Below are 11,829 nucleotides of genomic sequence, written 5' to 3'. Positions count from 1 at the left end.
TCCAGAGCTGCATCGACACGATGATCGCGCCGACGCCCGAGAAGATCGCGACGCTCGTGTCGATCAACAACCACATCGCCGCCGGCCTGCAAGGCAATCCCGGCTGAGGCCCGAGGGCCGCATGACGTAATGCTCGCCATCGAACTCGCGGACCTCCTTGCCCTCGGCGACCTTGGTGCCGACGCCGGTCTTGGTGAAGAAGGCCGGGATGCCGGCGCCGCCGGCGCGGATCCGCTCGGCGAGCGTGCCCTGCGGGTTGAACTCGATCTCCAGCTCGCCACCGAGATACTGCCGGGCGAATTCCTTGTTCTCGCCCACGTAGGACGAGATCATCTTCCGGACCTGGCGGGTGTCCAGAAGCTTGCCGAGGCCGACCCCGTCGATGCCGGCATTGTTCGAGACGACGGTGAGACCCTTGACGCCCGAGAGGCGCACCGCCTCGATCAGCTCGTCCGGGATGCCGCAGAGGCCGAAGCCGCCGCACATCACCATCATGTCGTCGTGCAGGAGGCCGGCCAGGGCCGCGGCGGCATCCGTGTAGACCTTCTTCATCGAACCGTCCTTTTCCCGCCGGACCCGACCGGCCGAAACCTTGGGAAGTGCGTGTCCTCGCGCCTGCTCTCCCCGATTCCGCGCGTGAAATCCAGTGGTGCGCCGCACCGGTCCGCGCGGACGCGGGCGATCCGTAACCGGCACTGCGTTGGGGAGGGCAGGGCGGCCCTGCGCGGGCGCGGCAGACAAAGCCGGCCAAGGACGCTAAATTGCTCACTCGACGTGCAGACCCTGCCGGGCCGCGGCAGCCCGAGGGGCCGGCGCGGCGCCCGGCTTCCGGTTACAGCCGCCGCCCCTTCGGAGCATGATGTCGCTGCGCCGCCCGATCTTCGTCCTCGCTCTCGGGAGCCTGATCGCGGCCGGCCTCGGCCTGCGCGATTGGCCCCTGGAGGACGGCCGGGTCACGGCCTACGCGCGCCGCGCCTTCGACGCCTACGGCCTGGGCCTGACGCTGCAGGGCCCCGCGAGCGTCGCGGTGCTGCCTTGGCCGCGCCTGACCCTCGACCGCGTCCGGCTCGCCGCCGGTTCCGACGGACCGGTCCTGGCGGATGCGGGCCGCCTGACCCTCGACCTCGACCCGCTGAGCCTTCTCGGCGGGCGCGCGGCCGTGAGCGGGCTTCGCCTGGAGGGTGCGCGGCTGTCGGATGACCCCGCCGGCTGGGACGCCCCCCTCGCGCGCCTCGCCGAGCAGGCCCGGTTCGGCGGGACGGCCCGGCCACGCCGGATCGTCGTGCGCGACGCGCGCCTCGCCGCCGGCGACACGGCCCGGGACATCGACCTGGACATCGCGTGGCCGCTCTGGGGCAAGACCGCCGAGGGCCGCGCCAGCCTCACGTGGCGGGGCGTGCCGACCCGGATCGCCCTGACCCACCTGCGTCCGGCCGAGCTGGCCCAGCGCCGCCGCAGCCCGTTCACCGCGGAGGTCACGTGGCCGGACGGCAGCCTCGCGGCGGACGGAACGATGGCGCCGCCCGCGGAGGGGAACGCGCTGCCCGTCCTGTCCGGGCAGGTCCGGTTCGAGACGCGATCCCTGCCGGAGAGCCTGGCCTGGATCGGCCGTGATGTGCCGCTGGCGCCGCTCGCCGGCGCCTTCTCGATCGACGGCCGGTTCGAGACGGCGGAGCGGTCCATCTCGTGGCCGAGCCTGCGCATCGGCCTCGGTCAGAACGTGCTGGAAGGCGCCGGCGCCGTCGCCTTCGGACCCGGCAAGGCGCCGCGCCTCTCGGTGCAGGCGACCCTGGCGGCCGAGACCCTCGACTTCACGCCGCTCGTCGAGGATCTGACCCGGCTCCTCGATCCCGCCCCGGTATCCGTCGCCCTGGCGCCGCTCACGCAGGGCGACCTCGACCTCCGCCTGTCGGCGGCGGAGGGCCGCGCCGGCGCCGTTCGGGTGCAGGATCTGGCGGCGAGCATCCTGGTGCGGGATACCGCCCTTGAGGTCGCGGTGANCCGGGCCCGGATCCAGGACGGCACGTTCAAGGGGCGCGTGAACCTGACGAGCGGGACCGATCCGGCCGCAACGGAGCTGCGCACCCAGGGGAGCCTCGACCGCGTCGATCTCGGTGCGCTCCTCGGCGAGATCGGCGCGGCCCGCTGGGTGGTCGGGCCCGTCCAGGGGCATTTCGCCCTCGAATCCAGGGCGCGTGACACGGTCGGCCTCCTGGCGCATCTCGGCGGACGGGCCACGCTCGCCATGGATGGCGGCGCCATCGCGGGCCTCGATCTTGCCGACGTCGTCCACCGCAACGGTGCCGTGGCGTCCGGAGCTCTGGCGCGCCGGAACGGCCGGACCGCGTTCGAGCGGGCCGTGGTGACGCTGCGCTTCGTCGACGGTGTCGGCGAGATCGCCGAGTCGGGTCTTCTGGGGCCGAGTGTCGGCGCCACCCTTCACGGCCAGGTGTCGCTGCCGGAACGGCGACTCGACGCCAGGGGCGATCTCGTCCTGCGGCCGCCCGGCGATTCCGCCCGCGGGATCCTGTTCGCGGTGACGGGCCCCTTGAACGCCCTGACGGCTCAGACGGCCGCCCACAGCGAGCCGTCCGATCCGGCCGGCCGGATCGGGGATGCGATGCTGCCCGATCCTCTCAAATTGCCCGCCACCCTCGGCCTGCCCGGCAGTGTCCGTGCCTTCGCGCCGTGACGGTCGCGCGTTGGCGCCGGCCCCGGCCAAGCTCTAAGATCGGATCCCGATCGCCGTCATGATCCCCATGCGCCGCCTGCTCATCGAGGAACCCGTCACCCGCGCAGGGCCTCTGGCCCGGCGGCTCGCCGTGTTCTCCGTCATCGCCACCGGCATCGCCCTGATCTTGGTCCGGGACCCGCGTGCCGACACCGACGCGGCGCTCGCGGCCCTGGTGGCCGGGTTCGGGGTCGCGGTGCTCGCCGCGGCGGCTGCGGTCTTCGCCTTCGTGCGGGTCTGGCGCGAGGGGGCTCGCGGTCTCGGGGCCGCCCTCGCAGGGCTGATCCTCGCGCTGGCGGTCCTCGGCTATCCCGCTTTCCTGGGCTTGCGCAGCCTGCGGCTGCCGGCGCTGTCCGACATCACCACCGACATCGACAACCCACCCGCCTTCTCGCGCTCGCGGGCGGCCTTTGCGGCTCGCGGCGGCCGCTACCCGGCGGATCCCGGCCCCGCGATCCGCGAGCGCCAGCGCGGCGCCTATCCGCAGATCGCGCCCCTGACCCTCGATATCGGCGCCGACGAGGCCTTCGAACTCGCCCGGCAGGCGGCGCTGAAGCGGCACTGGCAGATCGTCGAGGCAATCCGGCCGGGGGGACGCACCGGGAACGGTCGGATCGAGGCCGTGGCCCGCGGTCTGATCCTCAACCTGCCCGGCGACGTCACCGTGCGCATCCGCCCCCGCGCGGACGGGGCGCGGATCGACGTGCGCTCGGCCTCGCGCCTCAGCGGCCGCGATTTCGGCAGCAACGCGGACCGGATCCGGGCCTATCTCGACGACGTCGCCAACCTCGCCCTCGCGGTGAAGTGACCCGTCGCGTCCCTCAGGCCGGCGCGTAGGTGCCGTCCAGCCGGGGGGCGCCGTCGCAGGTCGCGCGCCCGCGTCCGACAAGATCCTCCAGATGGGCGAAGACCGACAGCGCCGCGGCGCCGCGGAGACGGGGATCGAGCCCCTGGTAGATCGCCGCGACGATGTCGGCGATCCGCCTGTCCCCGGCCGCCAGACGCGCGCGGATCGCCGCTTCGCGCTGGCGGCGGTGCCCGGCCAGCCCGCGCAGGAACCGGGCGGGCTCGCATACGGGTCCGCCATGGCCCGGCCAGTACACGGTCTCGTCGCGCCCGCGCAGCTTGTCGAGGGAGTCCATGTAGGCCCGCATCGCGCCGTCCGGCGGGGCCACGATCGTGGTCGACCACGCCATGACGTGGTCCCCCGAGAACAGCGCCTGCGCTTCCGGCAGCGCGAAGGCGAGATGGTTCATCGTGTGGCCGGGGGTCTCGACGGCCACGAGGGTCCAGCCTCGACCGGACACGGAATCGCCCTCCGCCATGATCCGCTCGGGAGCGTGAGCCCGGTCTGCGCTGGCGTCGAGCATCGGCGCTTCCGCCTCCGAGAGCGCGCGTGCGGCCCTGTGTGGCCCGCATCCGACGATGGGCGCGCCGGTGCGGGCAGCGAGGAGCCGCGCGCCCGGAGAATGATCACGATGGGTGTGGGTGACCACGATGGCCTCCACACGCTCCCCAGCGAGGTCCTGAAGCAGCCCCTCGATATGCACCGGATCATCCGGGCCCGGATCGAGCACCGCGACGCGATCCTGGCCCACCACGTAGGTGCAGGTGCCGCTCGCCGTGAAGGGGCCGCCGTTCGGCGCGACCCGGCGGCGGATCAACGGGGCGACCGGCTCCAGCCGCCCAGCTGGGGGCATCGAACGATCGAAGGTCAGGCTGTTCTCGTCGGCGTCCGCCATCGCGATCCCATGCGATCGACACGGCGTTTCCTTGGACGGTTCGACGCCGCGTGGCAATCGGCTCGGAGGCCGCGATCCGACGGTCCGGGCATTCCCCGCGCATCCGGCAAGTTCCGATGTCGCAGACGCGCTCTGAGACCGGATGACCGCCCCTGCACCGACCTCGCCCCCTGGAGGCGGCCCTCGGTCTGGGCGTGACGCTTACGGGCCAGACCGCGACGAAGGACGTCAGCCCTGGCGGCGGGTCTGTCGAGCGCGCACGCGGACCGGTACGGGCGCCGGTGCCGGCAGGAGACCGAGCGCTGCCGCGCGCAAGGCATCGCCGGTTCTATCGACGAGATCGGCGAGGCGCACCGCCAGCGCGGCGGCCTTCGATCGAACGGCACTCTTGGCAGATTGCAGCATCGCAAATCCCGGATCGAGCCTGGAGACCTCTCTTCGAACGCTAGCGCCCCTGTCTCGTTCCGTCACCCCTTGACGCGGACAGCGCACGAACCCCCCGCTCCCCAGGGGACTTCGCGATCGGGGCGGAACCGGAGCGAAACCTTGGCGTTTTCGTGTTCAGAACGACGCGGCCCGCCCGCGTTGAGACTTTCGAAGGATCTGAACGATGCTCGGTTGGGCCGTAACTTTTCTCGTCGTCGCCCTCGTGGCCGCTCTGCTTGGCTTCGGCGGCATCGCCGGCACGGCGATGGAAGCTGCCAAGCTGGTATTCTTCGTGGCCATCGTCCTCTTTGCGATCTCGGCGGTCGTGGGACTGATGCGGGGCCGCTCGCCGACACTTTGAGGAACGACCGGAGACGCCGGCCCCGATCCCGGGCCGGCGCACGGCGCGATGAAAAGCCGCCGCCCCGTGCGGCGGCTTTTTCCGTCGTGTCGGTCCGCATACTGGGCTCGAGACGGTTCCGTCTGGCCGAGGCGGGGGTATCGGGATGGGCGTCCGCTGGATCCGGGGTCGAGGGCTCTCGACCGTCAGGCTTTGCGGTCGGCGCTGTCCAGCTTCGCGATCAGTTCGGCAAAGCGGTCGGGCACCGGTTGCTGCGTGACCGTGTCGTACATCGCGCGCAGCTGCGTCGCGATACGATTGCGGGTCTGGTCGCTCAGGCCGTTCTTGGTCCGGTGGCCGGTGGTCTGGTCAGGGGTGTCGAAAGGTTGCTGATCGACGGCGCCGTCCTGGCCCTCCGACGAGCGATTCGAGACAGTCTCGGCATGCGAATAGCGCGCGCGAAGACCTCCCTCCTTTCCCTGGTCCACCATCAATAGGCCCCTTGTTGCCGAAGTCGGCTCGGCCGCATTGTGCTGCGGCTCGACATACGCCATGGCTGCGGCGGCAACGCCTGCCCGCCGGGATCGGTTCCGCCGGGGGGTGGAACGGAGTGCGGGCCTCCGCGTTGGGCGGTAGGCTGCGCAGGACACAAGCCGGCCCCGGCAGGACTTCGGTAAAGGACCGAGGCGTTCGCGGCCGGGCAACACGGCGAGGCACAGGGGATCGAATGTCGACATCGCAACTCGTGGTACAGCACCTGCCGTACCTGCGCCGCTACGCGCGGGCGCTCACGGGTAGCCAAGTGGCGGGCGACGCGTATGTCGCTGCCACCCTGGAGACCCTCGTCAACGAACCGGATACGCTCGGCCGGAGCACCAACATCAAAGCCGATCTGTTCCGTGTCTTCACGCGGATCTGGAACTCGCTCTCGGTGAACGGCCGCAGCGAGCAGGTTCAGCACGATCTGCCGGCGGAGGTCCGTCTCGGCCAGATCACGCCGCTGCCGCGGCAGGCGTTCCTGCTCTCCTGCCTCGAAGGCTTCTCCGAGGAAGATGCGGCCATCATCCTGGGCGTCGACGTCTCCGAGGTCCGTGACCTCGTGGACGAGGCCGGCCGCGAGCTGGCCGCCGACATGGCGACCGAGATCCTCATCATCGAGGACGAGCCGCTGATCGCGATGGATCTCGAGGCCCTCGTGGAGGGTCTGGGTCACAATGTCATCGGCGTCGCCCGCACCCGCACCGAGGCGATCAAGATCGCCGGCGAGGGTAAGCGTCCCGGCCTGATCCTGGCGGACATCCAGCTCGCCGACGGCTCCTCGGGTCTCGATGCCGTGAACGATCTCCTGAAGACCTTCGAGGTCCCGGTGATCTTCATCACGGCCTATCCGGAGCGGTTCCTCACCGGCGAGCGTCCCGAGCCCGCCTTCCTCATCGCGAAGCCCTTCCAGCCGGCGAATGTCTCGGCGGTGATCAGCCAGGCGCTGTTCTTCCAGCAGACGGCCCGTCGGCGCGAAGCCAAGACGGCCTGAGACGACGGCTTGAGCCGGGCTCGGCGGTTCTCGCCGGGCTGAACCGGTCCCAGGCCGCCTCCGAGCCTCGGTGACGACGAAAACCCCGGCTTGCGCCGGGGTTTTTTGTTGTCCGTGCCGGAGACCCGGACATCCCGGATACGGGCGCAAAAAAACGGGCCGGAGAAGTCTCCAGCCCGTCGCGAAGGTTCCGGCCGATGCACAAGGGGAATGCGGGGAGGACCAGGTGGCCGGGTGCAGAGAAAACGGATGCGGGACCGGGAGGTTCCAGCAAACGCACTTTTTCTAACGCGGTGGCCTTTTGGCCACATGTGGAGGGTGTGGATTGCGGGCGTGCGCCGCCGCACCAACGGCCGAGCTGTCATCGAATACTCAGGATACGTAGGCGCGTCACAGTCTAGGAACCTGCGATTGCAGGGCGCGTTATACGAACATCCTGTCAAGCTCTCGCATGAGGTCGGGGCAATGCTGCGGTCTGGTTTCCTCCTGGGCGTGAGTGCTCCTGCCGCTCTTCTCACCGTCCTCGTCCAACCGGTCGTGCGCGACACGGCGGATCGCTGGGTGCCCCCGGTGCCCACCGCCCAGACGGCGCAGATTCCGCTGCCGGGGATGCGGCCGGTCTCCATCGCGCTCAGCCCGACGCGGGTCGCGGGCGTTCAGAAGGCCGACGGTCGGATTGCCCCGGTGGCAGGGGAAGCCCAGGATCTGGAGATCAAGCCGATCCTGCGTCAGCCGCCCCGGCGTATGGTCCGCGAAGGCTGCGAGACGGCGCTGAGCTCCCTGGTCGGGCCCGAGGCGCGCCGCATGACCCCCGGGCGTTGCATTTCCTGATCGTTGCCCCCCGGATCCCGTAACGCAAAAGGCCCCGTCACCATGGCGGGGCCTTTTGCGTTGGTGTGCCGTGTTGGCATAGCCGAAACGAAAACGGCGCCGGTCCGAAGACGCGGCGCCGCTACGCGATACGCGTGAGCCGATGCCTCACTCGGCCCGGCCTGTCCCCGTGGACTGACCGCCCTTGCGACCGGCGGACGAGGCCAATTCGCGATCCTGCGAAAAGGACCGCTTCTCTGCCGGCACGCTGCGGCCGCCCTTGCTGGCGATCTCGCGCTGCCGCTCGAGGTTCATCGAGGCAAAGCCCCGCTTCGAGGTCGAATTTCCGGATGCCATCAGTTCCTCCTCAGGCTTCGCTTCACCCCGCAACAACCTTCAGCAATAACCAAGGTTCCTATCCCGAGACCTGCTCAAGCTTCCGCCAGCTAAGCTTGGCAGCAACCCGGACTTGTGTCGGGCGTTGGTCGACGTTCGACCTTGGTCGACATCCGCGGCCGTGTCGGTATGACCGGAGCCACGGCGACTTGGTCCGGGAGGCGGTGCGACAGTGCGGCCGCAGAAAGAGATGGGGTATCGCGCATGACGAACCGCAACATGGTCAAAGATCCTGTCCCGGGCACGGCGACGGAGCGGCCGAACACGCCGCCGATGCCGCCGATGCCGGCCGCGGAAGATTCCGCCACGCCAACCACCCGTGAGGAGCCCACCGACTCGCCCCATCTGAATGCCAGCCTCAAGCGCGAGGCGCCCGCTCCCGGACGCCAGGGCCTCTCAACCGAGCGCTGATCCAGGCCGAAGCCGCCCTTAAGCCTGCCGCCGGTGCGTGAGGCGGATCAGGGCGGCGATCAGGAGGGCGATTGCCAGGATGGTGACGATCCCGGCCCCCGTCAGGATCCGCTGGATGAGCGGCGTATAGAGACCCCGTGCGGCATCGTAACCGTAGCAGAGCAGCGTGAGCCGGTCGGCGAGGCTGCCGACCCGGCCTTCGCCGGCCTCGGTCAGGGCGAGGCGGAGATCCCGCCCGGTCAGGGCGAGGGGCGACAGCACCTGTGCCACCCGGCCGTCGGCAGCGAGAAGAATGGCCGCCGCCGGATGGGCGAAGCTGTCGGTGCCGGCATCATAGACGGCCTGATAGCCCAGGGCGCCGGTGAGGCGCGCGAGGGCCGTGTCCGAGGCGATCAGCGCCCGGGGGCGGGCCGATGCATCCCGGTCTCCCAGCGTATCCGCGAGCATGCGGCGCGCGGCCGCGGGATCGTCGCGCGGGTCGATCCCGACCAGGACGAGCCTGTAATCGTCCCGCGGGAGTCCTGTCGCCGCGAGGGCCTCCACCGACATCGACACCATCGGGTCGCATACATTGCCGCAGGTGTAATCGACGGGCAGCAGCAGGGCGGCCCGACCGTCGAGGGCCTTGCCCAGGGTGGTGGGCTGCCCGGTGCGCGCATCGGTGACCGCAAGGTCGAGCGGGACGCGGGCCCCCGGGGGCGGCGTGACCGCGACACGGGCGAGATCGGCCTGGACCAGCCGGGCTGCGGCCGGCCTCGACCCCAGGATGAGGCCGAGTGCCAGCAGGGCGCCGAGACCACACCGCCAAGTTGCGTCCAGTGCAGGGCTGGACAAGTGCCTGACGAACCGCATGGATATACGGGCCCGTCCGGCCCCGCCGTCCTGGGCGTGAGACCCGTCGCGGAGCCCCCGAATGACCCTCGACACCGAGGTTTCCTCCCTGAAGCAGGTGCCGCTGTTCCGCGAGGTGGAACCGTCGCGCCTGAAGCTTCTGGCCTTCACCAGCGAGCGGGTGCATTTCGAGCCGGGGCAACGCTTCTTCGCCCGCGGCGATGTGGCGGATGCAGCCTACGTGATCCTCTCGGGCACCGCGGAGGTCAGCATCGATGGCCCCGCCGGCCCGGTGCGGCTGGCGTTGCTCGGCCAGGATGCCCTGGTCGGCGAGATGGGCATCCTGGCCGAGCAGCCCCGGTCCGCCACCGTGACGGCGCAATCCGCGGTGACCGCCCTGCGCATCGACCGGGGCGTCTTCCTGGAACTGCTCGCACAGTTTCCCCAGATCAGCATCGCCCTGATGCGCGTCCTGGCCTTGCGGCTGGAGCAGACCAATCAGGCGCTGGCCGAGAGCCGCGGCTGATCACGCTGCGTAAGTGATGAATTCCAGGAGCGACCCGTCCGGATCCCGGAAATAGACGCTCTGGCCGGGACCCGCGGCGCCGTGCCGCTCCACCGGCCCGAGTTCCACCACGATGCCGGCTGCCTCGAGATGCGCGATCGCCGCCTCGATCGGACCCGACCAGCGGAAGCACAGATCGCTGTTGCCGGGCTGGACGGGTTTGGCCGCCACGGGCACCGCCTCGACGCCAGGGCCATGGCAGTTGAGCTGGACGCCGCCGAACCGGTAGGCGAAGCCTGGGCCGCGCTCGATGATCTCGGCGCCCACCACATCCCGGTAGAAGGCATTGGATCGGGCCCAGTCGCTGACGTGGATCACACAGTGGTCGAGGTGTATCGCCGGGCTGAGCGGGACCTCGGGTACGGTCGTCGCCTCGGTCGGAAGAGTTTGGGTCTCGGGCATCCTTCACCTCCGCGCCGGCCGCAATAGAGCGTTGCCGCGATTCTGAATTAGGGCGCAACCGTGGCCGCGCGAGCCGCCCGCGCGCGATCCGCTGCGGCGGAAAAGCTACATCGTCACGGGCGCTGAGGCGGTAGGCATGGCGCGACGACCGTATCCCGCACGACAGGACCTATGATCGCCACGCTTCCATCGGCCTGGAGCCGCCTGCGCCGGATCGCCCTCTCGCGGATCCTCCTCGCCGTGGTGGCGATCGCGCCGCTGGCGGCCTGTCAGACCCGTCCGGTCCAGGTCGCGCAGGACGACGAATCCGCTTGGTACATCGGCGCAAAGCCCGACAAGCCCTTCGACATTCCCCTCGTCGATACCCAGCGGCTCGACCCCAAATATCGCCGGCAGCAGGTCAGCTACAACGGCCCCGAGCAACCCGGCACCATCGTCGTCGACATCGACAAGCGCCAGCTTGTCCTTGTTCAGGCCGATGGCACGGCGATGCAGTACGGCGTCGGCGTCGGCAAGGCAGGCTTCTCCTGGAAGGGCGAGGCCCGGGTCGGACGCAAGGGTGTCTGGCCGGATTGGAGCCCGACGGCCACGATGGTCTCGCTCCATCCCGACTTGCCACGGACCCGTAAGGGCGGCGTCGACAACCCGCTCGGTGCCCGCGCGCTCTACCTGTACCAGGGCAACCGCGACATCCTGTTCCGGATCCACGGCACCAACGAGCCCTGGAGCATCGGTGAGCAGATGTCGTCGGGCTGCGTCCGGATGCTGAACGAAGACATCGCGGATCTCTACGAGCGCGTGCCGGTGGGAACCCGCGTTCTCGTCAAGCGCAACGGCCAATACCGGACCTGACCGGTCTGGCTTCCCCGCACGTCGGCTGCGCCGCGCAAAGGCGGCGGTCAGCCGGCCGGCCTCACAAAGGCGGCGTCGCGCGCCTCTTCGGAGGCGTGGCGCGCGAGACGGCCGAGACCCTCACGATCCAGCGCCGGGTCACGCGGGGCGCCGTCCCGTACCATGCCGTCGCTCGCCAGGACCGCGGCCGTGGTCAGCCCCGGGCTCGTACGGGCGGCCGGTCCTTGCGGCCCGATCGCGAGGCCGATCCAGGTGAGAAGGGCTGCGCTCAGGGCCACGCCGGCGAGCAGGGTCTTGAGAAAGCTCATGCGATACAACGACGGCTCCGGGGCGCCGTTCCGTGGCGCAGCCCGCGCGCAGGGTCGGAACGCTTTCGCAACCACGACGGGAGAAAGTCGGCGCCGGGGAAGCGCCGTCCCTCCGGTCGCCCGACAAATTCGCCACATTGGTCGTGCAGCGTGACGGCCCTCACACCGCTTTTCTTCGACGCCTTGCCTCCCGCGTGGACAGTTCCGTGATGATCAGACCGATGCTTGCCCTGCTCCTCCTGTGCGGCCCTGCAGCCGCGGCCGGGACGATCAGCGGCCCGGCGACCGTGATCGACGGCGACACGATCGAGGTGCAGGGGACGCGCATCCACCTATACGGCATCGACGCCCCCGAGACCGCGCAGAGCTGCGAGAGCGCCAAGGGCCTGGAATATCGCTGCGGCCGCGAGGCCGCGCAGGCCCTGCGCGCGCGAATGGACGGCGGCGTCGTCACCTGCGAGCGGCGGGAGGGAGCCTCGCCGGG

The 11,829-nt window shown here is 70.4% G+C and carries 16 protein-coding genes and 1 pseudogene; 9 read left to right on the top strand and 8 right to left on the bottom strand.

The features are described from left to right. Nucleotides 1-120: 120 nt before the first annotated feature. Nucleotides 121-552 (bottom strand): annotated as a pseudogene (locus tag I53_RS09125) (CoA transferase subunit A); the annotation flags it as partial. Nucleotides 553-856: 304 nt separating this feature from the next. On the opposite strand from I53_RS09125, the gene I53_RS09120 reads away from it, so the two are divergent. Together I53_RS09120 and I53_RS09115 are read left to right on the top strand one after the other, a co-directional pair. Continuing rightward, nucleotides 857-2,692 (top strand): AsmA-like C-terminal region-containing protein, encoded by a 1,836-nt coding sequence (locus tag I53_RS09120; protein WP_251982265.1) that lies wholly within the window; start codon nt 857-859, stop codon nt 2,690-2,692. 67 nt (nt 2,693-2,759) lie between these two features. Continuing rightward, the gene (locus tag I53_RS09115) at nt 2,760-3,539 is read left to right on the top strand and encodes a DUF1499 domain-containing protein (RefSeq protein WP_043349473.1); all 780 of its coding nucleotides are present in this window, start codon (nt 2,760-2,762) and stop codon (nt 3,537-3,539) included. Between the two features lie 13 nt (nt 3,540-3,552). On the opposite strand, the gene I53_RS09110 is transcribed toward I53_RS09115, so the two are convergent. Together I53_RS09110 and I53_RS33805 are read right to left on the bottom strand one after the other, a co-directional pair. After that, complete coding sequence (locus I53_RS09110) at nt 3,553-4,473, bottom strand: MBL fold metallo-hydrolase (RefSeq protein WP_043349463.1); 921 nt, start codon at nt 4,471-4,473, stop codon at nt 3,553-3,555. A gap of 228 nt (nt 4,474-4,701) precedes the next feature. Continuing rightward, complete coding sequence (locus tag I53_RS33805; protein WP_164706346.1) at nt 4,702-4,878, bottom strand: hypothetical protein; 177 nt, start codon at nt 4,876-4,878, stop codon at nt 4,702-4,704. Nucleotides 4,879-5,083: 205 nt separating this feature from the next. Here I53_RS33805 and I53_RS31115 point away from each other — a divergent pair, with 205 nt between their 5' ends. Then, complete coding sequence (locus I53_RS31115) at nt 5,084-5,260, top strand: DUF1328 domain-containing protein (RefSeq protein ID WP_007568853.1); 177 nt, start codon at nt 5,084-5,086, stop codon at nt 5,258-5,260. Between the two features lie 185 nt (nt 5,261-5,445). Here I53_RS31115 and I53_RS09100 read toward each other — a convergent pair whose 3' ends face one another. Further along, nucleotides 5,446-5,793, bottom strand: coding sequence for a NepR family anti-sigma factor (locus I53_RS09100; RefSeq protein WP_236952776.1), 348 nt, complete (start codon nt 5,791-5,793; stop codon nt 5,446-5,448). Nucleotides 5,794-5,966: 173 nt separating this feature from the next. Here I53_RS09100 and I53_RS09095 point away from each other — a divergent pair, with 173 nt between their 5' ends. Together I53_RS09095 and I53_RS09090 are read left to right on the top strand one after the other, a co-directional pair. Further along, entirely contained in the window at nt 5,967-6,770 is an 804-nt protein-coding gene (locus tag I53_RS09095) for a response regulator (RefSeq protein WP_043349459.1), read from the top strand. A 465-nt stretch (nt 6,771-7,235) separates the two neighbouring features. Next, nucleotides 7,236-7,601, top strand: a complete 366-nt coding sequence (locus I53_RS09090) for a hypothetical protein (protein ID WP_043349458.1) — start codon at nt 7,236-7,238, stop codon at nt 7,599-7,601. A 147-nt stretch (nt 7,602-7,748) separates the two neighbouring features. Here I53_RS09090 and I53_RS09085 read toward each other — a convergent pair whose 3' ends face one another. After that, a complete protein-coding gene (locus I53_RS09085) occupies nt 7,749-7,937 on the bottom strand; it encodes a general stress protein (protein WP_043349455.1) in 189 nt (62 codons plus the stop codon). Between the two features lie 243 nt (nt 7,938-8,180). Here I53_RS09085 and I53_RS09080 point away from each other — a divergent pair, with 243 nt between their 5' ends. After that, nucleotides 8,181-8,387, top strand: a complete 207-nt coding sequence (locus tag I53_RS09080) for a hypothetical protein (protein WP_043349452.1) — start codon at nt 8,181-8,183, stop codon at nt 8,385-8,387. An 18-nt stretch (nt 8,388-8,405) separates the two neighbouring features. Here the strand turns inward: I53_RS09080 and I53_RS09075 are convergent, their stop codons facing one another. After that, entirely contained in the window at nt 8,406-9,221 is an 816-nt protein-coding gene (locus I53_RS09075) for an electron transporter (protein WP_251982263.1), read from the bottom strand. 79 nt (nt 9,222-9,300) lie between these two features. Here I53_RS09075 and I53_RS09070 point away from each other — a divergent pair, with 79 nt between their 5' ends. Further along, nucleotides 9,301-9,744 carry a cyclic nucleotide-binding domain-containing protein gene (locus tag I53_RS09070; protein ID WP_043349450.1) on the top strand — a complete coding sequence of 148 codons (444 nt, stop codon included), beginning with the start codon at nt 9,301-9,303 and terminating at the stop codon, nt 9,742-9,744. Here I53_RS09070 and I53_RS09065 read toward each other — a convergent pair whose 3' ends face one another. Beyond that, a complete protein-coding gene (locus tag I53_RS09065; protein ID WP_043349447.1) occupies nt 9,745-10,185 on the bottom strand; it encodes a VOC family protein in 441 nt (146 codons plus the stop codon). A gap of 171 nt (nt 10,186-10,356) precedes the next feature. Here I53_RS09065 and I53_RS09060 point away from each other — a divergent pair, with 171 nt between their 5' ends. Then, nucleotides 10,357-11,037, top strand: coding sequence for a L,D-transpeptidase (locus I53_RS09060; RefSeq protein ID WP_043349444.1), 681 nt, complete (start codon nt 10,357-10,359; stop codon nt 11,035-11,037). A gap of 47 nt (nt 11,038-11,084) precedes the next feature. Here I53_RS09060 and I53_RS09055 read toward each other — a convergent pair whose 3' ends face one another. Continuing rightward, nucleotides 11,085-11,345 (bottom strand): hypothetical protein, encoded by a 261-nt coding sequence (locus I53_RS09055; RefSeq protein WP_043349441.1) that lies wholly within the window; start codon nt 11,343-11,345, stop codon nt 11,085-11,087. A 209-nt stretch (nt 11,346-11,554) separates the two neighbouring features. On the opposite strand from I53_RS09055, the gene I53_RS09050 reads away from it, so the two are divergent. Beyond that, nucleotides 11,555-11,829 (top strand): thermonuclease family protein (locus I53_RS09050; protein WP_374701308.1); only part of this gene is annotated, 275 nt, incomplete at its 3' end.

The organism is Methylobacterium sp. B1 (assembly GCF_000333255.1).
Taxonomy (GTDB): domain Bacteria; phylum Pseudomonadota; class Alphaproteobacteria; order Rhizobiales; family Beijerinckiaceae; genus Methylobacterium; species Methylobacterium fujisawaense.
Note: the sequence above shows the minus strand (reverse complement) of the source record. Positions and strands in the feature narration are given on the sequence as shown.

Coding starts and splice junctions, on each gene's coding strand:
- I53_RS09115 (WP_043349473.1), top strand. CDS start 2,760: ATGCGCCGCCTGCTCATCGAGGAACCCGTCACCCGCGCAGGGCCTCTG.
- I53_RS09110 (WP_043349463.1), bottom strand. CDS start 4,473: ATGGCGGACGCCGACGAGAACAGCCTGACCTTCGATCGTTCGATGCCC.
- I53_RS33805 (WP_164706346.1), bottom strand. CDS start 4,878: ATGCTGCAATCTGCCAAGAGTGCCGTTCGATCGAAGGCCGCCGCGCTG.
- I53_RS31115 (WP_007568853.1), top strand. CDS start 5,084: ATGCTCGGTTGGGCCGTAACTTTTCTCGTCGTCGCCCTCGTGGCCGCT.
- I53_RS09100 (WP_236952776.1), bottom strand. CDS start 5,793: ATGGCGTATGTCGAGCCGCAGCACAATGCGGCCGAGCCGACTTCGGCA.
- I53_RS09095 (WP_043349459.1), top strand. CDS start 5,967: ATGTCGACATCGCAACTCGTGGTACAGCACCTGCCGTACCTGCGCCGC.
- I53_RS09090 (WP_043349458.1), top strand. CDS start 7,236: ATGCTGCGGTCTGGTTTCCTCCTGGGCGTGAGTGCTCCTGCCGCTCTT.
- I53_RS09085 (WP_043349455.1), bottom strand. CDS start 7,937: ATGGCATCCGGAAATTCGACCTCGAAGCGGGGCTTTGCCTCGATGAAC.
- I53_RS09080 (WP_043349452.1), top strand. CDS start 8,181: ATGACGAACCGCAACATGGTCAAAGATCCTGTCCCGGGCACGGCGACG.
- I53_RS09070 (WP_043349450.1), top strand. CDS start 9,301: ATGACCCTCGACACCGAGGTTTCCTCCCTGAAGCAGGTGCCGCTGTTC.
- I53_RS09065 (WP_043349447.1), bottom strand. CDS start 10,185: ATGCCCGAGACCCAAACTCTTCCGACCGAGGCGACGACCGTACCCGAG.
- I53_RS09060 (WP_043349444.1), top strand. CDS start 10,357: ATGATCGCCACGCTTCCATCGGCCTGGAGCCGCCTGCGCCGGATCGCC.
- I53_RS09055 (WP_043349441.1), bottom strand. CDS start 11,345: ATGAGCTTTCTCAAGACCCTGCTCGCCGGCGTGGCCCTGAGCGCAGCC.